Origin of the sequence: Microcoleus sp. POL10_C6 (assembly GCF_036701585.1) — a bacterium.
Taxonomy (GTDB): domain Bacteria; phylum Cyanobacteriota; class Cyanobacteriia; order Cyanobacteriales; family Microcoleaceae; genus Microcoleus.
The window spans coordinates 161,373-181,418 of sequence record NZ_JAUBRB010000004.1 but is presented as its reverse complement, the minus strand read 5'-3'; the positions used below and the strand labels follow the sequence as shown (position 1 = coordinate 181,418).

The 20,046-nt window shown below is 44.5% G+C and carries 17 protein-coding genes; 8 read left to right on the top strand and 9 right to left on the bottom strand.

Translation table 11 applies throughout. From position 1 onward, the window contains the following. Window positions 1-68: 68 nt before the first annotated feature. Window positions 69-380, top strand: coding sequence for a TRADD-N-associated membrane domain-containing protein (locus QUA34_RS03975; RefSeq protein ID WP_333322558.1), 312 nt, complete (start codon window positions 69-71; stop codon window positions 378-380). Window positions 381-601: 221 nt separating this feature from the next. Here the strand turns inward: QUA34_RS03975 and QUA34_RS30135 are convergent, their stop codons facing one another. Both QUA34_RS30135 and QUA34_RS30130 read right to left on the bottom strand, forming a co-directional pair. Continuing rightward, window positions 602-988 (bottom strand): hypothetical protein, encoded by a 387-nt coding sequence (locus QUA34_RS30135; protein WP_445242791.1) that lies wholly within the window; start codon window positions 986-988, stop codon window positions 602-604. Between the two features lie 233 nt (window positions 989-1,221). Next, the gene (locus QUA34_RS30130; protein ID WP_445242790.1) at window positions 1,222-1,338 is read right to left on the bottom strand and encodes an IS1/IS1595 family N-terminal zinc-binding domain-containing protein; all 117 of its coding nucleotides are present in this window, start codon (window positions 1,336-1,338) and stop codon (window positions 1,222-1,224) included. A 212-nt stretch (window positions 1,339-1,550) separates the two neighbouring features. On the opposite strand from QUA34_RS30130, the gene QUA34_RS03965 reads away from it, so the two are divergent. The 4 genes from QUA34_RS03965 (at window position 1,551) to QUA34_RS03950 (ending at window position 6,128) form a co-directional block, all read left to right on the top strand. Next, window positions 1,551-2,225, top strand: a complete 675-nt coding sequence (locus QUA34_RS03965; protein ID WP_333384191.1) for a hypothetical protein — start codon at window positions 1,551-1,553, stop codon at window positions 2,223-2,225. A gap of 293 nt (window positions 2,226-2,518) precedes the next feature. Further along, window positions 2,519-2,740, top strand: a complete 222-nt coding sequence (locus QUA34_RS03960; protein ID WP_333384188.1) for a hypothetical protein — start codon at window positions 2,519-2,521, stop codon at window positions 2,738-2,740. A gap of 297 nt (window positions 2,741-3,037) precedes the next feature. Continuing rightward, the gene (locus tag QUA34_RS03955; RefSeq protein WP_333384185.1) at window positions 3,038-5,125 is read left to right on the top strand and encodes a hypothetical protein; all 2,088 of its coding nucleotides are present in this window, start codon (window positions 3,038-3,040) and stop codon (window positions 5,123-5,125) included. A 367-nt stretch (window positions 5,126-5,492) separates the two neighbouring features. Further along, the gene (locus QUA34_RS03950; RefSeq protein ID WP_333384183.1) at window positions 5,493-6,128 is read left to right on the top strand and encodes a hypothetical protein; all 636 of its coding nucleotides are present in this window, start codon (window positions 5,493-5,495) and stop codon (window positions 6,126-6,128) included. Between the two features lie 3 nt (window positions 6,129-6,131). On the opposite strand, the gene QUA34_RS03945 is transcribed toward QUA34_RS03950, so the two are convergent. Continuing rightward, window positions 6,132-7,196 carry a DUF5895 domain-containing protein gene (locus QUA34_RS03945; RefSeq protein ID WP_333232359.1) on the bottom strand — a complete coding sequence of 355 codons (1,065 nt, stop codon included), beginning with the start codon at window positions 7,194-7,196 and terminating at the stop codon, window positions 6,132-6,134. Between the two features lie 83 nt (window positions 7,197-7,279). On the opposite strand from QUA34_RS03945, the gene QUA34_RS03940 reads away from it, so the two are divergent. Further along, window positions 7,280-9,214, top strand: a complete 1,935-nt coding sequence (locus tag QUA34_RS03940; protein ID WP_333384180.1) for a type IV secretion system DNA-binding domain-containing protein — start codon at window positions 7,280-7,282, stop codon at window positions 9,212-9,214. Beyond that, entirely contained in the window at window positions 9,211-10,374 is a 1,164-nt protein-coding gene (locus QUA34_RS03935; RefSeq protein WP_333384177.1) for a hybrid sensor histidine kinase/response regulator, read from the top strand. The genes QUA34_RS03940 and QUA34_RS03935 overlap by 4 nt, the downstream gene beginning before the upstream one ends. A gap of 81 nt (window positions 10,375-10,455) precedes the next feature. Here QUA34_RS03935 and QUA34_RS03930 read toward each other — a convergent pair whose 3' ends face one another. From QUA34_RS03930 to QUA34_RS03920, 3 genes are all read right to left on the bottom strand, one after another. Then, window positions 10,456-11,133 carry a response regulator transcription factor gene (locus QUA34_RS03930; protein WP_333232353.1) on the bottom strand — a complete coding sequence of 226 codons (678 nt, stop codon included), beginning with the start codon at window positions 11,131-11,133 and terminating at the stop codon, window positions 10,456-10,458. 273 nt (window positions 11,134-11,406) lie between these two features. Continuing rightward, complete coding sequence (locus tag QUA34_RS03925) at window positions 11,407-12,132, bottom strand: hypothetical protein (protein ID WP_333373221.1); 726 nt, start codon at window positions 12,130-12,132, stop codon at window positions 11,407-11,409. 299 nt (window positions 12,133-12,431) lie between these two features. Then, entirely contained in the window at window positions 12,432-12,863 is a 432-nt protein-coding gene (locus QUA34_RS03920) for a helix-turn-helix domain-containing protein (protein WP_193975537.1), read from the bottom strand. 354 nt (window positions 12,864-13,217) lie between these two features. On the opposite strand from QUA34_RS03920, the gene QUA34_RS03915 reads away from it, so the two are divergent. Next, window positions 13,218-14,219, top strand: a complete 1,002-nt coding sequence (locus QUA34_RS03915; protein WP_333373218.1) for a hypothetical protein — start codon at window positions 13,218-13,220, stop codon at window positions 14,217-14,219. 7 nt (window positions 14,220-14,226) lie between these two features. Here the strand turns inward: QUA34_RS03915 and QUA34_RS03910 are convergent, their stop codons facing one another. From QUA34_RS03910 to QUA34_RS03900, 3 genes are all read right to left on the bottom strand, one after another. Beyond that, on the bottom strand, window positions 14,227-15,408 hold the full coding sequence (locus QUA34_RS03910) for a hypothetical protein (protein WP_333384175.1): 1,182 nt from the start codon (window positions 15,406-15,408) through the stop codon (window positions 14,227-14,229). 47 nt (window positions 15,409-15,455) lie between these two features. Continuing rightward, window positions 15,456-16,748, bottom strand: a complete 1,293-nt coding sequence (iscB, locus tag QUA34_RS03905; protein ID WP_333151655.1) for an RNA-guided endonuclease IscB — start codon at window positions 16,746-16,748, stop codon at window positions 15,456-15,458. Between the two features lie 554 nt (window positions 16,749-17,302). Next, window positions 17,303-19,927 carry a DEAD/DEAH box helicase gene (locus tag QUA34_RS03900; protein ID WP_333384172.1) on the bottom strand — a complete coding sequence of 875 codons (2,625 nt, stop codon included), beginning with the start codon at window positions 19,925-19,927 and terminating at the stop codon, window positions 17,303-17,305. Window positions 19,928-20,046: the final 119 nt, after the last annotated feature.

The window sequence follows — 20,046 nt, the reverse complement described above, 5'->3', positions numbered from 1 at the left end:
TAGCCCTAGATAGAACCAGTCTTTTTGCCTCAGTATCGTGATATCGGGATTAAATAAGGACAAAACCAATGGATGTCAAACCTACTCAACAAGCCGCATTCACAACAGAGTCAGATTTTACGGGTGACTGCAGCAACCTAAAAGAAGCAGTTCTGCGAGAACTGTTGCGTCAAGCCCACCATAGCTACAATCTAGCCCTTGCCGTCACCGCAGGTTCTGCACTCATTACCCTAGCTGGTGTTGGTCTGCTTTATCTAGAAAAAATCCCAGCCGCTTCATTGACAACAGCAGGAGGAGCAATCGCTAGTATTGGCTGCATTCAGGTTGCCAGAGAGTGTAAAGAGGAACTACGTCAAATGATGGAGCAATTATCGCAGTAAGTCTTTTTGCACCTTATGAGATGGGAATTTTCAGGGTAATGCTACACAAGTAATGATGCGTTGTAATGATGCAATACTCCGGACAGTTTTTGGAACAATACTACAAGCTTACGCGGGGCAAGGAGCATAAAAAAGGCGAATTAAATGTAAGTCAGGGGTGGAGCTGACATTGATTTAATTATCCACACTGGCTCAAAGTCAAGCGAGCATAAGCTATTGGGCTATATAAAAACTGTCCGGACTATTGATGATGGATGAAATACCAAATGACACCAATGTGATTCTCTAAAGACGTAGGAATTCGACCAGGTTTTTCGCACTAAGCGAAAAACCCGCTGTCGCAAGGTATTGTTAAATCGTTCAATGTAGCTGGTCAAACCCGTTTCTTTTCCCACCGCTTTCCGGGCGTTTGCGGGCATAGCACAGCCGCGTAGGCTGTCCAGAAGTCGGTGTAAGCCACTGCACACTGGCGGTAGGCCAGAGGTAAGGAATTCCACAAAGCTTGGGCTGCGGCTTCGTCGTGCAGGCCCCATATAAACACCGACAATCTCACGGGTGTCTACATCGAGTGCTAACCAAACCCATTGTTTATTGCCTTTGTTGTCCATAAAGGACTATAACTCGTCGCACTGCATCGTCAGTCTCCCCTTTTTTTGGGTGTCACTTGCACGCTTCGGGACACGTTTGCATATTTGTGGTTCATGTAGGTTTGCAGCCATTGCTCAAACACTTGTACAGCCCGAGCAATTCCAGCTAGGGAGAGGCGTTCGAGCAACAAGCGGTGTATCAATTCTCGGGTTGCTGGGTCAACGACCTTCTTTTGGGAATGCTCCACAAATTGTCACCTACACTCATGACACTTAAATAGCTGTTTACCGTTGTGGATGCGACCGTTTTTGATGGTTTGGGAAGATGTACAGATTGGGCAAGTAGGGATGGGCAGATAAAAAGGGAACAAACTATTCTATATCATTACATCTTGAGCACTACCACTTTGAAAACTTCCGAGTTATGTGTTTGCTTACTTGGCCGTTTGATTGTTAGTTTAGCATACTAGCTAATGAATAACCAAAAATTTTAGAGAAAGGTGGATGGGAAAATGTTGTTGGAATTTAAATTGAAAGATTATGACTATAATGTAACTGAGTTTCCCACTTACCGAGCTTTTTTATGAGTAACTCAATTCCCTCCCAGCCCCAATCCACAATAGATGATACAACCAGTTATCCGCGCTTGATGGAACTGCTAGAAGCAGAAGATGCAGCTAATGGAGAAGTTGGCTGCGGTCGGAATTTGGGTAATAAACCTTCACTTTATCTAAAAACCTGCGGTATCAATATCTCTGATGAAAAGCTAAGAAATTTGTTAAGGAAGTATTTAGGTCATTTATTGATGGAGCTAGATTTTGACTCAATCATCAACCAGGTGAGTCATTTCGTAGAGTCATTAGTCGTGCAGGAACACACTCAATTAGAGCAAAAAAGACCAGCATTAATGCTCTTAGAATCAGTTTTTGAGCAAATTCCTGCGAAAGAACTCAAACAATGTATTGAGTCAGAATTGGGGGAGTTTTGTTCGGAAACTGCGATCGAGCAAATTGTTCAGTACACTGGTCAAGTGATTTACTATTCACTTCTCCAACCTCGACATAAGTGGCCCAAACCTATTTGGGTACTAAGTGTTCTTGAGAAGGTGTATATTGCTCAGGCATCTAGTTTAGATGCAGCAATTGCCCAAGTTAAAGCACAATATCCCGACGAAACCGGAGAGCTGCAAGTAATAAAAGTCGGAGGTGTTCTCGCACCAAACCAAGTGATTTGCTTGGACTTAATGAACAAATTTTAAATAAAAAATGGGGAACGAATTTGGTAGCTTTAAACGCACCCCAACCTGCGTCATATCCCCTCTCTTAAGCATGGGTATTCTTTAGCTTTTAGTTCCTACTCTCTCTTAAAAGACATTTTAACAGGTTTCATAGCATTGCCCACTCCTGAGAGCCGTTAGGCAACCTTCATAAAGCTGCCCCCTCCATTTAGAGGGGGTAATTTTTACTGAACGAAATCGCTCACAGGAATGAAGTTGCAGGAACTAGATGCGATTTAAATTGGAATTGTTGACCACATGAACTGATAAAAACCATGCAGAATTCATCGATTGAACCTAATTCCGGCTATAACAACTCCGGTTACGAATCAGCACCCGATTTGACTGTCGGTTACTCGTCATCTAAAGAAGTTGGTCAAGGTAATTTTGACAACGCTTACCAAGAAAACGTCTATGACTTGTCCAACCTAGCAGATACTCCTTGGACAGATTCAGCAGTCCGCCCGAATCCACAGCTTGAGCTGGAACTTGATTAAAGAAAAAAGCGAAGATGGGGAAATGCAGTCCAGGACGCACTATCAACCTAAAAAAACCAGTTTCTCGTTCTTATAATCAACCTAAAATGACGGAATTACATAGGAATACCGGGTTTTTGGGTAATTCCTAAAAGGGAGAGGGGGATAGAGGGGGAAAAGGAGATTTAGCTGATGGGTAATTTCTGCAATACTGCTCTATTTTTCGTAATGTTTTAAAAACAGTTTAAACTTTTTCCAAATTAGAAAGAATAGAGCAGCTTTTTTTGCCTAATTTTAGTTGACACCAATAGGATTCCCATGAACAGTCCAAAGCAGTTAAAAAAATTAAGCCAGGTAGGAGCGGCTTTAATAGCTGCCAGTACACTCTGCCTAATTTTTGCTTTCATCTGCATTACTTTCTTAAGCTTTCCATCAATTGCTAGCGCCAGTTCCTTACCTACTAAAATTTGGGAAAAAGAGCAATCTAGAGTTTTGCTGCCAGATTGGAGCCAAATTACCTTTAGTTCCCTGTCCGCCGTTGCTAGTTCTGGAAGTTCTGGCGGCCGAAGCTGGCAAGCCGGCACTTCTGTTGACAACATCTTGAAGCTGGGGGACATTAACGATGTAAAACCTGAAATTCTTTCTTTGCAAGCAATTGAACAATTGGCATTAGGGGATATCAATTTAGAGAATATCAGCTTGTCAGCATTTCTCTTAGCTGGTAAGCAAACTGTCGGTCACTTAGCTGAAATTGTTCCGAATCTTAGCCAATTTCAATTGAGCGATGTTCCTCCAATTGCTTCTTTATCTTCTCAAATAGCCGGAGTGAACTCTAACATCAACCAATTACCAATTGGTCAAGCTGTAAAACAAGTACCGCAACTAGCGCAGGCAAAACTTAACCAAATTAACCTATCTGAGTTTGCGATCGCCCAAATCCCCAACCTTAATAGCGTAAATTTAGAACAGTTCTCTGGCTGGTCAGAGGAACTCATCAGCAATATTCCGCTCCTGAGTCAAGTCCCACTTTCTAGTTTTCCTGTTCCTATTGCGTCCATTGGCAGCACAATCATGCGAATTGACACGATCTACAGTCGGTACGAGAACAAGCGCAATAACACACTTTCCGGTTCTAATGTAGAAGGATTTGCGGTAGCGTGCGAGAAAGATTGCGCTTATATCGAACTCGACGACATGGAAAACGCCGGTCGCCGCGCCACAGGGCCGCTAGAAGGCAAGCAGTGGATTAGCGGCAAATACCAGGAAGTACGAGGCGGTTCTGGCTGTTTGAGCGGTTGGGAACCGACGGGCCGGCATCCTTTTGGGGCAGTGTTTAAAGTAGTGGTAATGGAACCGTCAGAAACCAGCGATACTGTTGACACGGCTCTGTACTTCAGGTTTAGTTTGCCCTGCGGCAAATCGCCTTACATTATTGGCCCGGTTCCGTTTCTCAGTTACAGCGTTAATTCGCCTATGTTTGTTGGTCGATTGGAGGGCGGTTCTTCTAACAGTATTTCGCGTTCAAAAGGCGTCGCATCCGAAACAAAACCTTCAAAGCCACTGAGTTCCAATCAAGCTAAAGAAAACACTTTACCAACTCAGCCTGTACCTGAATCAAAGCGAGAGTGCGCGCGCCCCGCAACTTACGTTAACGGTGTGGATGTGGCTTCATTAGGGGAGGCGTTAGCAAAGCTTTCCGAAGGAATCGCCAATTTGGAAAATGCAGCCAGTGGCGATTACGAAGCTATTGGTGAGATGGTTTGTACCGAAGGATCTCGCAACTGCGGGCGGGCGATCGGTCGCTATCAGTTGATGAGTTACCGGGAAGACGTGCAGCGTGCTGTCAGCTCAATTCCAGGGGGGCCTAACTTTATCCTAAACGTCAACAAAGGCCAAAAACCTACAAGAGAGGAACTCTTCCAATATTTTCCTCCTGCTGTTCAGGATAAAGTCTTGCAAAATTCTCTAGCTGAGAACTTAGTCAGCAGCCAACAGGAAATTGACCCTAAAACTGGGCAGGTGTTCAAGGGCGATCGCTTAATTGAGCGAGTAGCACAGAAACACTTTGGGGGTTCTGGCAGTAAAATTGATGCCAGCTATTCCAACATTTTAGGTGGCTACTCTCTCAAACAGTACGGGGAAAAAGTTCGAGAGCTTTATAACCACAATACCAGCGACAATTGCCAAGCTAATTCTGGTGACAGCAATGGCATCAGCAACTCGGTCGGCTCCGGCATTACTTTAAATGCTAGTGGGAGTATTAAGGTTGCGCTGTTCATTAGCTATTTTTTGATGGGAATGTGGTTCTTAATTCGACTTTTTTACAAGCGAAAGCAGCAACTTTTTATGATTCTAATCGGTTTGGGACTAGCAATTAGTTTTGGCACGGCTGCACTCTCCCATTGAACCAGGGGAAAGAGGAGGTGGAAAAGCAAGTTATTAACAAGTCTAACAACCTTCTCTACAACCAGGACGTTTTTAATTGCTGAAACCATTAATTTTATGGCATTGATATCAAAATTGGTGGTATCGGAATGATTAAACCACAGAGGGCACAGAGACAGAGAAGAGAGAGATGCATAATTCCGATGTCAACTGATTAGATATGACTTCTAAGCTATTCAGGATATAAATTGTAGAGGCGTTTTGTATTCCCCAAAGGAAGTCATAAAAATTGACTGTAAGATTTAGACATACAACAGCTTACTTCAGGAAAACAATCTCTCTTTTATTGTCCTTTTTTTTCTTTTATTTTGTATAATGGGAGTAACAAATGGTTAAACAAAATAGGGTTACGCAACAAACAGCAGGCACCCAAAAGATTGTCAACCCCCCGGTTTGGTTAAATCAACTTGGTTACTGGTTTCGCATTGGTTTGACAGTTTTTACCGCCCTGTCGCTATTATTGGGGACAGTTGCTTGCACGAATTCTAGTTCAGCAACAACCGCACCAGCTTCTTGGCAACAAGCTTTGCGAGTCACTCCAAAAGAAACTTTAACCCTAATCGTAAAGGAACACAGCAGCCTTCCAGAACTCAAAGTAGCGGCTGGGCAAAGTGCTGTGGCGGAAGCGATTAAGAGAATGCGAGTGTGGCAAGTTAATGGCTCGGTGGGAGGGCTGAACCTTTATGATTTCAATAATTCCGCTCTGTGCGGCACAAAAGGCTGCCTTTATGTTGGCTACTTAATTCCTAATGATTCAAGTCAAATGCCAACAGAAGTATTTGCCGCTTATCTCGACCCCCATAAATCGCCGAAAACTCCTTTGTTTAAGGCTGACAGTTCCTCGCACGAGGGTTTGCCTTGTCTAGGAGTGAATCAGCTTTCCAAAGAAGGCCGCCGCCAGCTTCAATTTTGCTACGACGGCCTTACCTATCAACTTGCTGACAGCCAGCTTTTCAGTAGTTAGTGTTTAGTAGTCTGCGGGTTCATCGAAGTCAAAATCTTCTTCTGAATCAACCTCAACTTCAACCTCAGCAGCCTCGGAAAATTCATCTAATTCCTCTAATTCTGAGTCGGTTCCTCCTTCAACTTGTGCAATTTTGCGAGGGGGTGACAATTTACCTCGATTTTTGCGGTTAGTTACGCTTTCTGGCAATGCCTGGACTTCAGGTTCCGCACCAGCAGCTATAGCTGGCAACCCGGCATCGCTAGCCTCAATGAAACCAGCAATGTTATTGTGCAGTCCCCAAATCAATTTCTTTTGTGGTTTTTGACCGAGAAATAGCTTGTGAAAATTAGCATCAGTTGGCTGAGTAATGCTGTAAGTTTTGCAGCAAAACGATTTATTTTTGCCTTCCCCTTCTTTGATAGCTCTAAATTCGACATTCAACACTCCCAAAGAGCGCCACTTGTCATTTTTACCGCTGTAATCTCTCCCAAAGCAATCAGCAAATGCCCGTTCCAAATTGCGGTAAAATTCTTCTCTAGCGCTCTTAAAGCTCCAGAGGGCTACATTCTTGAAGCGGACGACAATCGGTACCTGATGCAGGGGTTGGTTTTTGGGATTTAGAAAGATGAGAGCGTGTTCGGAACACACTTCCTGCGTCTTTTTATCGAGGGAATCGCGATATTCGTCGTAAAGCCCAATAAAACTACCTGCTAATTCTCCATTTTCTTCAATATCTTTGTAGCGGATGTACTCAGGCACACAAGCTAATACCAACATTCTCGCTTTTGGGAGCAGTAAGCCGGTCACTTCTTCGCTTAGTTCGACCGTTGTCAATTCCTCAACATTAGGCATTACGTGCCATTCCGCTTTGACAAGCTGGTCGTTCGAGAGCAAAATACCTGCTGGGTTATCGTTAATCACGATTCCATAGGGCAAAGAGGGCTTGCGAGTTTGGTTGTATTCACTGTTGAATAGCTCCGGATCTATCTCGTAATAATCAGCACTCTTGTTCTTTTGCGTGTTGGACTTTCCACTAGAATTCTGTACTGTCTTACTGGGAGATTTCGCGTTATTGCTTCTTACCATTGTTTACCTATTTTTGTAATAATCTCCCCCTTGAGGCGATAGCCGCTATCTGAAACATTTAGTTTTTTTAAGAGCTAAAAAAAATGAACAATTTGCAATTTCTGCCTAAAATTAACAAAGCTACCTTGGTACCAGTGGCAGTTCAAGCTCCTAAACGTTCGTTAACTAGCATAGATTTTGGCGGGTTGTTGGGTCAGTTTATGAAGCCAGAGGGACTGGCAATGTTAGGGCTAATGGCAGGCTTACTTATTGCTTCCAAATTAGTGGGAAACGGGAAGGGTAAAATTACCTCCGGGCGGCTGTGCGGGACGGCTGAAAAATTGGCAGCCACAGGCTCTGCCCTCAAGCAAATGAAAGAAAAAAAACGGCAGCCCGTTACTTTGTGGAGCGGTACGCCGAGTTATTGGTTTAAAGGTTGTCAGGGATTGAGTGCTCGATTGCAAACGCTGCTAGGTGCAAATCCGACGGTTTGGTTTCCCCACGCAGAACGCGGAACTTTAGTCATTGGTGCTCCGGGTTCTGGCAAAACATTCAGCGTCATTGACCGGATGGTTGAAAGTGCATTCCAGCAAGGTTTTCCTGCCATTATTTACGACAAAAAAGGAGACCAGATGAAAGTGCTTACACCCCTTGCAGTGCGCTACGGCTATGACGTGCAAGTGTTTGCGCCAGGGGAAGCTTACAGCGGCACTATCAATCCTCTGGATTTTATGAGAGATGCACAAGATGCAGTAATGGCAGCAGAAATTGGACAAGTTATTGCTCGAAATGCTAGTCTGGGGGAGAGTAAAGGCAATGAGTTTTTTGAGAAAGCAGGCGAGTTGATGGCGAAGGGTTTAGTGCAGTTGGCAAAAAGCAGTCCTTACCCGGATTTAGCTTTTGTGTACGCAATTATTCAACTGCCTGATTTGGTCAAGCGCATCGACCACGCCGTTCACCGACCTGACGGTCATCCCCTCAAAATGGACAGGTGGATTGCCTCTAGTTTTTCGCAGTTATTAAGTTCAAAAGATGCTGAAAAAACCGTGGCGGGCATCAAGGCAACCGCAGAGGCAACCTACTCCAGTTTCATTCAAAAAGATTTGCTGCGGGCATTTATTGGTCGCAGCACCATTCCAATTGCTTTAGAAGGGAAAAAGTGCATTATTTTCAAATTAGATGACCAAAGACGCACTGTAGTGGGGCCGCTGTTAGCTGCTGCTATTCACTTATGTGTGGTGTCTAATTTGAGTCGGGTACGTTCTGACCCATTTTTGTACTGCTTAGACGAGTTTCCATCTCTCAAGTTCGACAGAATGGATCAGTGGGCTAACGAATATCGTTCTGCTGGCGGCGTACCGATTGTTGGCATTCAATCACTCAATCAACTCTATAATCTCTATGGGGATAAAAAAGGGGCTGCGATCGCCAGTGCTCTGTCAACTCATGTCCTCTTCAACCCCGGCGATTTTGAGACAGCCGAGAAATATTCTAAGCGGTACGGGGAAGTGGAAGTGCTGGTAAAAAATCGATCAACCGGCAGCTCGACGGGGCAGCAAACGAGCCGTTCTGTCAACTGGAGCGAACAGTTGCAAAAGAAACCGCTGATTAGTCCTGACGAAATTCTGAGGTTTCCTCAAGGCAAGTGCGTCATCACTTCACCGGCCTACGCAACGGGGACGGAAGCTTTATTTCCCTACCCTCTCAAGATTCCGGTGCGGCCCGGCGACATAAAGCGAGCTAAAGAGTCTGAACAACTGTGGGACAGCAGCATCAGACCGCAGCTTGAAAGGCGGGCGAAAGCTTTGTCAGTAGAGCAGCAGACGGGTAAACTGCTCAATATAGATGAAGAGCTGGATCAGCGGATTCGATTCGCTTACCAATTGCTGCCACATCCGAACGATCCAGAAGAACCCGTGACTGTGGCTGATGTTAAGTCGCCTGTTAATGCTGGTGGTGCGAACAGCGCGGCTGGGAAAATAGCAGTTGGCAATATTCGGAAAAAACTCAAAACTCTGTCCTTTGGTGGCGATAGATGATGGAGCAAACTAAACAATTTTTGGCTGACATTTTGATTGTTGACGATATTCCCGCTAACATTCAACTACTTTCTCAATTGCTAATTGAAAACGGTTACAAAGTCAGGAAGTTGATTAGTGGACAGCGAGCTTTAAAAGCAGTAGAGTTGCAAGCGCCCGACTTGATTTTGCTAGACATAAAAATGCCCGGTATGGATGGTTATGAAGTCTGTCGTCAACTTAAAGCATCTGAAGCTACTTGTGATATCCCTATAATTTTCATCAGCGCTTTAGATGACGTATTTGACAAAGTAAAAGGGTTTGAGGCGGGCGGTGCTGACTACATTATAAAACCTTTTGAGCCTGTTGAAGTGTTAGCGCGGGTATCTGCCCAACTTAAAATGCAGCGCTTGCAGCAGCAACTTCGCTGCGTTAACGTGCAATTGGCTGCACAAAATGTTCAGCTCAGCCAGGAAATTCAAGAAAGACAGCAAGCAGAAGCCAATTTAAGAATGCTGTTGCACGCTGTTTCTCACGATTTGCGATCGCCTCTATCAGGAATGTCGCTGCTGCTGCGAAGTCGCCTCAATGATGCTGGCAGTAACATTGCTATTGATAGGCGGACTGTGGAGGTTATGGTGCAAAGTTGTTCGCGCCAACTCCAGTTGATTGAGTCACTAACAGCAACACAACAGTTTGATGTGAAAAGTGCTTCTTTAGCCATGAAGCCGCTGTCGCTGCCCGCTTTAGTCCAAAATATTCTTATTGAAAGATTACCAATTCTCAACCAGCATCGAGTCAAGGTTAAACAGCTTTTGGCAGCAGATTTGCCTTTAGTCCATGCGGATGCCCAGCAGCTCTGGCGGGTGTTTGGCAATCTGATCGACAATGCTGTTAAATACAATCAGTCTGGGTTTATTTTGACTGTAGAAGCTCAAAAGGAAGGTGAGATGGTTCGCTGTACGGTTGCAGACAATGGGGCCGGAATTTCTCCTCAGCAATGTGCAAGATTATTCGAGCCTTATACGAGGGGAGTTGGAGTTAGTTTAAGGCAAGGATTGGGATTGGGACTTTACATTTGCAGGCAAATTGTTGAGGCTCACGGCGGAGATATTGGCGTTGATAGCGAATTGGGAAAAGGAGCGAGGTTTTGGTTGACATTGCCAAAGTTTGAAGATTGACAAGCTGTTATAATTTGCTACGCGATAGCTACGCCTCAAAAACCACTTATTTTAGAACAATTAGAAGCTGCATTCCAACGGCTAAACCAGCCCCAAACGCAGTGCTTTAACGGCAGCCTGGGTGCGATCGCTCGCTTCAAATTTAGCTATAATCATCTCTACATGACCTTTGGCGGTGTGGACGCTCATTCCTAGTTGAGCAGCGATTTGTTTATTGCTTTTACCCTCAACTAGCTGCTGCAAAACCTGCATTTCCCGTTCTGTCAGCTTGATGTCGTCATTCGCATAGCTTTCGGGCAGTGGCGTTTTGAGATTTTGTAGCACGCAGTCGGCAATCTTAGGGTCTAGGTAACTGCCACCTTCTTGCACAGTCGTAATCGCTGCTAGAAGTTGTTCTGCGTTAGTGCCTTTAACGCAGTAGCCGTGAGCGCCGCTTGACAAAGCCGCCATTACCTGAGTTGGATTGCTGTGGTGGGTGAGCATCAGGATGCGAGTATGCGGCAGTGCGGCTCTGATTTGCTGCGCGGCTGCAATACCGTCGATTCCGGGTAAGTCAATGTCCATCAGGGCGATGTCTGGTTGGTGTTGCAGTGCAGCACTGACGGCTTCGTTGCCGTTAACAGCTTGTGCGACAACTGTTAAATGGGGTTGGTTATTGAGGATATGCTGTAGACCGAGCTGCATCATCGGGTCATCTTCAACTATCAGGATGGTTTTTAGTTGGCTTGTTTTTGGTTGGGTGGCGGTAGTTGCAGTCACGGCTAAGATTCCTACTACATTTTATCCATAGTCTATTGTTTTTCCTCATATTAAAGAGTGTCATCCTCCTATGGAGAGAAGAAAAGTATTGATTTTTGGGCAATTTCGTCGGAAGGTGGATGTCTCTCGATAGGAGGATGGTAATAAAGTCGATTCTCCCGAGTTTTAGGTGATCAGAAAAATTCTAGTGATGCGGCCCGAAAAGCCCGCGCGAGAGGCTCACACTACCGTTCCCACCACAAATCCAGAAGAGCTATACACAGTCTGAACAGATTATATCGACACTTCGTTGACTTCATCCAAATTGATTTCATCCAAATTGACTTCATCCAAATTGACTTCATCCAAATTGATAGCTGTTGCTACTTTCTTCGGTTGAGGTGTTAGATGACCATTGAGCTTGATAACTGTTTGTTTTCTCTCTCGTTCAATGGTAGTCAAAAGCCAATTTTGAGTGTGTCGGTGTTGCTTGCTGTCCCAGGCAAACAGAACTTTTTCTGCTGGTTGAGTCGGGTGCAGTGCCAAAATAATCAGTTGTAGCTTGTGAGGCTCGATCTCGAAGAATTCGGCAGCTACCCATAACTTAACTCGGTCTTGCCAAGTCAGTACAGGATGGCGAATCGCCCACTCAAATAGTTTGGGCGTCCCTTTGACTAAACCCACATTTGTACGGACTTGTATCACTTTTAATGGAGGAGAAGGGGAAGAATTTTCTTTTGTCACTCCCCTTTTTGTTCGGTCTAGTTTTGTTTGAATTGGAATGTCAACAAACAGTTTTCGCTGCGGTAAAAACAGTGATGGCGATAGTTCTTTGAGCTGGAAAACCCACTGCTGGAACTGGGGGTGACTGTTGAGAATTGGCTCGACAGGTAATCCCATTAAAATTTGCTTGACAAGCAGTTGCAAGCGTTCTTGCAGATAGGAAGGAACAAGAGGTGGCTCTTGTAGTGGGCTAGTATGAATAGTTTGATTGAGGTCGGATAGAGTAAGGAGGTACATTGCTCAGAGCATAAAAGACTGAGCAATAGCGGCGATCGCCAGAAGTCAGGGAGAGTCATTGCTGACAATTTAAGACCGATCGTTGGAGTCAGGAGTCAGGATTCGGATACTTAACAATTCCTCGATCGCTCCGATTTGAGTTTTATAGCCAAAATCCGAGTCAATTCTGATCGTAATTGCTGATTGACAAATGCTTCCTTAACTTAAGTTGTCACCCATTGGGGGGAGTGGGGAATGAGACAGTGATTTTTCCGGCTTCTCAACTGAAAACCGTAAGGGTGCAGGCTGCTTGTTACCAACTATACAAGTTTGGCTAAAAATGCTACTGATGAAGAAATGATATCGGCAATATCATCTGGATCGAGGGAATAAATCTTTGCTAAAACTTCTTTTTTAATTTTTTCAGAGCCTATCCTCTTGCTGCCACTCACCTGACCGATCGCCACCTCATCCAAACCGCGTTGATAAACTGATAAGGATATTTCTCCATCCAAATAAAGTTGCAGAGTCTTGGTACTGCCACCGCTTAACTTTGCCAGTTGCCGAAAGTTCTTAGAATCGGATTCGGGTATCGTTTTTCCTTTTAACCACCGATATACGGTTGAAAAATCTACTCCGATAGCGGACGCTAAAGCGCTTTGAGTCCAGCCTTCTTTCAGCAGCAGCTCGATCAACTGAGTCAGCCGCTTTTGGCGATCGAGTATAAGAGAAGATACAGAGCTAACAGTCACAATTGCTTACCGAAAATTTAGGTTTAAAGTCCTGGGGCACACGGGAACTAACGCCCTTGCGAGACACCGACAAGAGTTTGGCTGAGGATACTCCTCCGAGTGTAAGCCGAGTAGTGGAAAGAGGAAGCCCAAAGAGTGGTCTTGGGAATCCCCGCGCACGAACGCACCCGGAGGATGTCAACTAACGCTTTTACCGTACACTATTTTACTTTCTGCTGCGTTGAAGCCGATACTTTTTCGCTATTTTACGCCCTTTCTACAAAATTTGAGCAATCACAGCCTTAATCGATTACGCAACTACCCTTGCAGTATGCAATACTTAATCTTGCACCGCGCAAGACGGACGGAACATCAATGTCATCCTCCAACACAGTTCGCGGTTCTGATGCACATAACTTCTCTGTTGTTCGCAGCGCTGAACTCACTGCGAGAGTTGCACAGGACTGCCACCTAAACAAAGCCGACGCTAAAGATTTGTCTGCCCACAGCAGTACGCTCACTGATGCTGAAGCATTAGAATTAAGCAGCTTGGAAGCGAAAGTCGAACGGAGCTTGAAAGCTTTCTGGGAAATAGGGCAAGCTTTGCGCCAGATCCGGGATCGCCGCCTCTACCGACAAGACTTCTCGACGTTTGAAGACTATTGCACTAATCGATGGGAAATGTCTCGTCGCTGGGCTTACCAACTGATTGAAGCGGCAACCGTCTATGAAAATGTGCGCCATGGCGCACAAATCCTTCCCGCCAATGAGCGCCAAGTTCGCCCTCTAACAGCACTACCCTCCCAAGAGCAGCCTAGGGCTTGGGCTCAAGCGGTTTCTACTGCTCCGAACGGCAAACTTACGGCTTTTCACGTTGCCCGAGTTGTTGAAGAACACCAGAAAAAAATTTCGAGGAATAAGTCTAACAACGAGAACAGTTCCAAAAACCAACGAACTCAAACAGCCAATCATCCGTCAAACCGTGAAATTTCAGCATCCACTCAAAAGAATGCTGGGGAATTGGGAGCAACATCCAGTCAGAAAGAAACTCCATGCCGAAGCTGCTGGAATTGCTATCATTGCAGTTTTGAGCCTGTTCAAGACGACCCTCACAGTTTTTATTGTCAAAAGCTAGGCAAACTAAGCTTTATTGAGAAAGATGGTAACGAACGAGGATCTAAATGTAAATTGTGGCTCGATCGATGGATCGAGCCAGAGTTAGTCAAAAAGGCAAGACGAGCCCAACGAGATACTTTTACCTTAACTCTACAGCTCCCGATACACCTGCAAGCCCAGATGCAAGATGCGGCTAAAACTCAAGGGCTGGCTGTAGTAGATTGGGCAGCACAAATCCTTCAAGCAGCAGTTGGTAAGTAGTATTGGGCTAGAATTCGTCTAAATTAAACAGCGTAAATTGATGAGGCGATGTTGTCGTATTTCTGGGTCGGCGTTTGCCCTTAACAACTTCTTGAACTACTGGATTTGAGTGAATTGATGTCTGATCATTCAAGTCAATAACTTCTGAGCTTTCTCCTGAACTTATTTCATGTTCGACTGGATAATCAGTATCATTTTTAGCCTGAGATTCGACAGGCTCAAACCACTCATTATACCAGTAAGCAGCGTTTATTGATTGAGGTCTATCGCTACTTAAAGTATTGCCAAGGAGCAAATCAGTTTGACCCAACCACCAAATCGGAACAGCCAGCCAAGGTGAAAACAGATAAAACTGAAACAAAGCGCATTTTAACAGAGTAGGGTCTATATCTTGACCGATACCGCTCAGACAGTAATTCGACTGTGTTAACATTAAAGCACCCGTACCGCAAGCGGGTTCATTGAAGCTGGAAATTCGCTCTGTCTTATCACCACTGACTAACTTAGATATCAACTGACACAAAGCTAAAGGTGTCGGATAAAACCCTGAACTTTTTTGAGCAGTCTTTCCGCAAATTTGGGGTAGCAGCCGGCCCATGTAATCTTCAGGATACAGCATGAGAATTGACAGGTCAAACATCTGATAAAGACGCATTGATGCACCTTCACAGCCGGCAGGTTCTTTGGGTAAAATCTTGTAAGCTGGATGTCCGAATGCGAACAAAACCCAGTCCAAGAAAAACTCCAAATAGTCCCAAGCTGACCAAGTTTTCCATTCTCCATGTTGAGGAATGCAATTGAGAGTGTTATCTAGCATGGCTTCTGCGGTAGGAGAATGCTGCCATTCGATTTGGGGAATCGGTTCTGCTGGCAAAGTTTCCTCAATTACAAATTTGGGTAAAATTTCTGGTTTTCTGTTCTCCAGAATGGCTAGCATTGGCTCCATCTTCCACCGCATCCAGGCATGAGCGGGGACAGCTTGACACAAAGCCCAATAATCCCACCTTCCCCATAAACATCGGTCTATTTGTGCGAGAATTGTTAAAAGCCAGCCCGGCTTTAAATCTCGTTTGAGGTTGGGGATTAAAGCTTGCTTTTTCTTTGGTTTATAGGGTTGATTTCTGAAATGTAACAGCGTTGACTCTCTAATTTTGGAGTTAATGATTGGCAAGACAAGCTTATTTTTCATCAAAATAATGGGTAGAAACCCCGTCTTAAAAGACGGCTTTACTTGAGTTAAAATTGGTATGAATATCCATCTTTCCTCTGAAGAGTCTGACAGTATTTATGGCTAATACCTTGTACCAATTCTTTTGCCGAAATATTGAAAGAGCCACTGCTGCGAACAGCCACTCGACCAATATATTGACCAACTTTCTTTCCCCTGGTTACTACTGCTTTAACAAGGTCGCCAGTTTGAAAACCTTTGACAAATTTGTCACGAGGTACATAACGAGATGGAAAACCAAATTTATCAGTGCGGCACATTTGTCGAGTGCCGTGACCGTTGGCCTTGATTAACAATGGTTGAGTGGTTAACACAATTAATTTATCAACCTTGCCAACACAAGCAGCGTCAAAATAATGAGTTTTGGGCAACTCTAATCGAGTGCGATTGTATTTTGTCTGCCCGCCGGAACCCGTCGTAACAGGTAATCCCGTTAGCTTGAGTTGATTAAACAATGCCCAACGGGTTGAGTTGACGGCGGTAGCATCTTTGAGTGGTTGTTTGACTTGTGCCATAATTTGCTTGAGCAAATCTGGCTTCTTTAAAAGGAAGTCGTTAATATCTTGAGTACCTTTCTTGAGATTACATTTTTCGCAAGCTAGACACAGATTAGAGATTCGATTGCTACCTCCTTTTGCCTTGGGATGAATGTGCTCTACCTGCAAAGGAATATTTTCTACCTTGCAGTAAGTACATTTTCTCTCCCATTTGTTGAGCAGATATTCTCTGATTTCGTACCCAAGTAATTCGCCTTGCTGATATTCGACCCCAGAAATTTCAGGTTTCTCTAGTTGTTGAAGGTCGAATCGAACTAACTCCATCGCAATACTATTTACGGGTGCAAATTTGATGAATTTGTTGACCCAGGTCAGCGTAGTATCTACTCGATGTTTTAAGCTAGGAGCTAGCCAACCTTTCGGACGAATGCGATTTAGGAAACGCGCTTGACGGTAGCGGGTATGTCTAGCTCGACGACTTCTACGGATAGCACGACGAGAATCCAAGCTAGCTTTAATTGCTTGTCCTCTGTGATTTAGCTCACCTACGAAGATGATATTTTCACCTTTTAGTAGCGCAATTCCCGTAGTTTTACTACCGGGATCGAGTTTGATCTCGTAGCTTGCGGGGCGGAACGCCATCGACTGTTCAGTTGTATTGACAGCACGTTTAAGAATGATGGTAAATGGGTATCTACGGAAGACCGCAGCTTCGCCATTCGAGAGTAATCTTCTAGCCACGGCAGGATGAACGGGATGTAGTGGTTGTTTATTTGGATCCAGTACAAAGGTATAGTTTTGCATGAAATTCTCCCTTGCGGGGTAATGTTTGCTTCGCCAATATTTCAAGAGCTTGTTAAGCTAACAACACTGTTTCAGTGACCGTAAAACTGTTTAATTGTTAGCGACAGAGCAGAAGACTAGCACGCATCTAAGGGTGTCGTGACTCTCGAAATGTAGTCAGTTAAGACTGTGGCTGGTCAGAATGGCTTACTGGATTTTTCCGGCAAGCCTCATGCCTTTAGGCTGAGGTTCCTGACGAGTACAAGTCTGAAAAATGCACCTCTAAAAACCGCAGTAGCGGTTCGCACATTTTAAGAAGGTGAAGGGGAAGGGGAAGGGGAAGGAGACGATAAAGGACAGATTAAATTTTGCTTTTATTTATTAAACCAAATGTATAAGAGTGAGAGAGAAGCAAAAAAAATATATTAATTTTTGGAAAAGTATTTGCAACTAAATGTAAATGTTTAGAGGTAATAAAAGGGAAAACAGGTTATTGTTTTCCCTTCTACCCCCTTTTACCTCCCCAAATAATTAGCTTTTTCTATCCTTCCCCTTCCCCTTCCCCTTCCCCTTTCTTAAAATGCTTCGCACAGCAGCAGCCCCACCTGCTTGAGTAAAGCTTTGTTACCATCAGGGCATCCCGACTGAATCAAACATTTAGGACAGCCAGAACTGCAAGAACAACTGCGGGCTAACTCAGCAGCCGCATGAGCTAATTGAGGGAGAGAACGAAAAATAGCTTCCGAGGTTCCCGAACCTCCTTCTGCTAAATCGTAAAAGAGTCCTGCATAGTCATTTGCACCTCTCTTCTCTACTAGAAAATTCACATCATTAGGTGAAGCCAAAATAGTCAGAGGTAAAGCTGCTAAAATTTGATGGCCGAAACTGTGAATAGCCAACAAATTCGCGGGGTACTCCCACAACTGCTGGTATCCGGGAGGAATCGGCTGTTGAGACTGAAGCAATTCCTGGCGGGTAGCTGTTACTACGTGTTGCAGATAACATTCAACCGGGGAATTAAAACTAATTTGCAGTACAGGAGTCGCAAATTTGATTTCGTAAGGTTGCTCAAAGTTTACCTCATTAAGAACCGATGTTAGCTCAGCAGAGCGAGTTCTCTTGCCACAAACAGGACAGGCAGTACATTTTGGTAAATGCTCTTTGTAATTGACACACTTTCTATTGAGACAAGTTAACTCGTAATTGCGAGTTAATAATTGATAACCAGTGACGAGTTGGCTAATTTCTCCCCAAACCAGTTCCAGAATAGCTTGAGCTGGAATTGCCTTACTATCCGTTGAATTGGTTTGAACATTTCCTTCAACTTCTGGAATGACCAACGGGATTTGTTGAGGCAAACTCAAATTCTGCTTGAGGCTGGTATGAGTGTGGCTAATCGCTACAGTAAACAGTCGAGTTTCAGGGGTGTTTTGCAAAATAGCTTTGCCATTCAAGAGTGAGCGCGAAGTATAAGTCACCAAACAGCCGTCTGAGTTTTGCGTGCGGTAAATAGCACCAGGAAATACCTCTCGATAAGCAATCTCCGCACTGAGGAGTTCAATCTCTTCTTGAGTCTCCGCATCCACCAGTTGTATCGTGCTAGAACCCGTTCCCCCTCGAAAGTTTACATCTTTATGGGGAAAGCCCTTAGCCCATAATTTATCCCGGCTTCTGTGAAGAACACCTTGCTCAATTAAAGCCGTTGCAATTTGAGGAGCGCTCTTGCCAAAGTAGTGCTTGAGCTTACTGGCAGGAATGCCTGTTTCGACAGCCGCGCACATCAAATGTTTGGCAATATCTATGGGATAATTGGCATTAAAGCTCACCAATTCAGATTCGGCTGACACCAACAATTCAGGGCGCTCGGCAAAATAGTTATCCAAAGGTGATTGTGCAATAGGAATGAAGACAATTAAACCGGAGTTTGCGCGACCAGCCCGGCCAGCCCTCTGCCTAAAAGCTTGCAAGCTTCCCGGCCATCCCCTAATAATAGCAAAGTCAAGTTGAGGCAAATCAATTCCTGCTTCGAGAGCGCTAGTGCTGAGGATACACTTAACTGTTCCTGACTGCAAAGAGTTAATAATTTCCATGCGGCGCTCGCTTGTTAAACTGCCGTAGAAAATTGCTACTTGCGACTCAATTCCCGAGTTAGTTTGAGTTACAGCTTCTTGCTTAAAAGTTGCCCACAAGTTCTTAATTGCTTGTCTGCCGTTACCGAAGCAAATTCCACTTTGCCCTTGCTGCAACAAAAACATAATGATGCGAGCAACATCGGAATTAGCATCATGAGTCGGTTTAGTAACAATTAATTGCCGTTCTGGGACAGCAGCTCCGCTAGAGTTAATCCAAACTAACCGCTCGGGTTCATTGATATTTCGCTTTCGACTTCTACCAGATAGTAACTTCGCTAATTTAACGGGATTGCCAACGGTAGCACTCAACATCAGGAATTGCAGTTTTTGAGAACAACCTCCGCGCTCGTCTACTGCCAATTTTAATCGGCGAATTAAGCTAGCCATGTTAGCTCCGTAAACTCCGTTAAAAGTGTGAGCTTCATCTAGGACAATATAGCGGAGGCGACTTAAAAAATGCTGCCAAGGCTGACTCCAGTGAACGCCTTTCAGCGCATAGTGAATTAACTCTGGTGTGGCGCTGATTATGCTGGGATTTGCAGCTAATAATTGTTCTCGGGTTTTGGGAGGAGTATCTCCAGTTAGAAGGGCAAGGCGCGGGCGCGCAGGCTCAGGAATCAGTTGGAGCAAATCGGCAAGTTTTTGACTTTGGTCGGCTGTTAAAGCTTTCAAGCCATAAATAGAGAGTGCAGTAAATTGATGTTGGAGAATGCCCTCTAAAATAGGCAAGTACGCACTTAAAGATTTGCCAGAAGCTGTTGCTGTGCTGAGGATGACATCTTTGCCCTGGCGCACGGCTTTGAGTGTTTTAATTTGGTGCGAATAAAGCTGTTGAATGCCTTGGCTGTGCAAAGCAGAAATTATTGAAGGCGGCAAGTCTTGCGGAATTTTGTAGAGCTTAGGAGTTGTAGCAGTCGCGATTGTCTGATAAATAACCTCTTCGCCTAAAAACTCACACAAATCGGCTGTTGCAGTTGGCTGCAAATGGCTTGCTTCTGGAAAGTTATTTGGGTGAAAATCATGTCTGGCTATTAGTTGGGAAAGAAGGTTGATATAATTGGGAGGCATTGGTCACTCTAAGAATGAATCTTTTCTCTCTTACTACCGATAGGTAGGAAAAAGAAGGAGAGAGGAAATTCCAAAAAAACCAACTGGGAGTCGGACTGAATTTGGTGGCAATTATGGGT

Excerpts from the sequence above, each read along its gene's own strand:
- QUA34_RS03945 (WP_333232359.1), bottom strand. The coding sequence starts at position 7,196 with ATGGTAAGAAGCAATAACGCGAAATCTCCCAGTAAGACAGTACAGAAT.
- QUA34_RS30135 (WP_445242791.1), bottom strand. The coding sequence starts at position 988 with ATGGACAACAAAGGCAATAAACAATGGGTTTGGTTAGCACTCGATGTA.
- QUA34_RS03960 (WP_333384188.1), top strand. The coding sequence starts at position 2,519 with ATGCAGAATTCATCGATTGAACCTAATTCCGGCTATAACAACTCCGGT.
- QUA34_RS03955 (WP_333384185.1), top strand. The coding sequence starts at position 3,038 with ATGAACAGTCCAAAGCAGTTAAAAAAATTAAGCCAGGTAGGAGCGGCT.
- QUA34_RS03965 (WP_333384191.1), top strand. The coding sequence starts at position 1,551 with ATGAGTAACTCAATTCCCTCCCAGCCCCAATCCACAATAGATGATACA.
- QUA34_RS03910 (WP_333384175.1), bottom strand. The coding sequence starts at position 15,408 with ATGAAAAATAAGCTTGTCTTGCCAATCATTAACTCCAAAATTAGAGAG.
- QUA34_RS03900 (WP_333384172.1), bottom strand. The coding sequence starts at position 19,927 with ATGCCTCCCAATTATATCAACCTTCTTTCCCAACTAATAGCCAGACAT.
- QUA34_RS03940 (WP_333384180.1), top strand. The coding sequence starts at position 7,280 with ATGAACAATTTGCAATTTCTGCCTAAAATTAACAAAGCTACCTTGGTA.
- QUA34_RS03915 (WP_333373218.1), top strand. The coding sequence starts at position 13,218 with ATGTCATCCTCCAACACAGTTCGCGGTTCTGATGCACATAACTTCTCT.
- QUA34_RS03950 (WP_333384183.1), top strand. The coding sequence starts at position 5,493 with ATGGTTAAACAAAATAGGGTTACGCAACAAACAGCAGGCACCCAAAAG.
- QUA34_RS03925 (WP_333373221.1), bottom strand. The coding sequence starts at position 12,132 with ATGTACCTCCTTACTCTATCCGACCTCAATCAAACTATTCATACTAGC.
- QUA34_RS03975 (WP_333322558.1), top strand. The coding sequence starts at position 69 with ATGGATGTCAAACCTACTCAACAAGCCGCATTCACAACAGAGTCAGAT.
- QUA34_RS03935 (WP_333384177.1), top strand. The coding sequence starts at position 9,211 with ATGATGGAGCAAACTAAACAATTTTTGGCTGACATTTTGATTGTTGAC.
- iscB (WP_333151655.1), bottom strand. The coding sequence starts at position 16,748 with ATGCAAAACTATACCTTTGTACTGGATCCAAATAAACAACCACTACAT.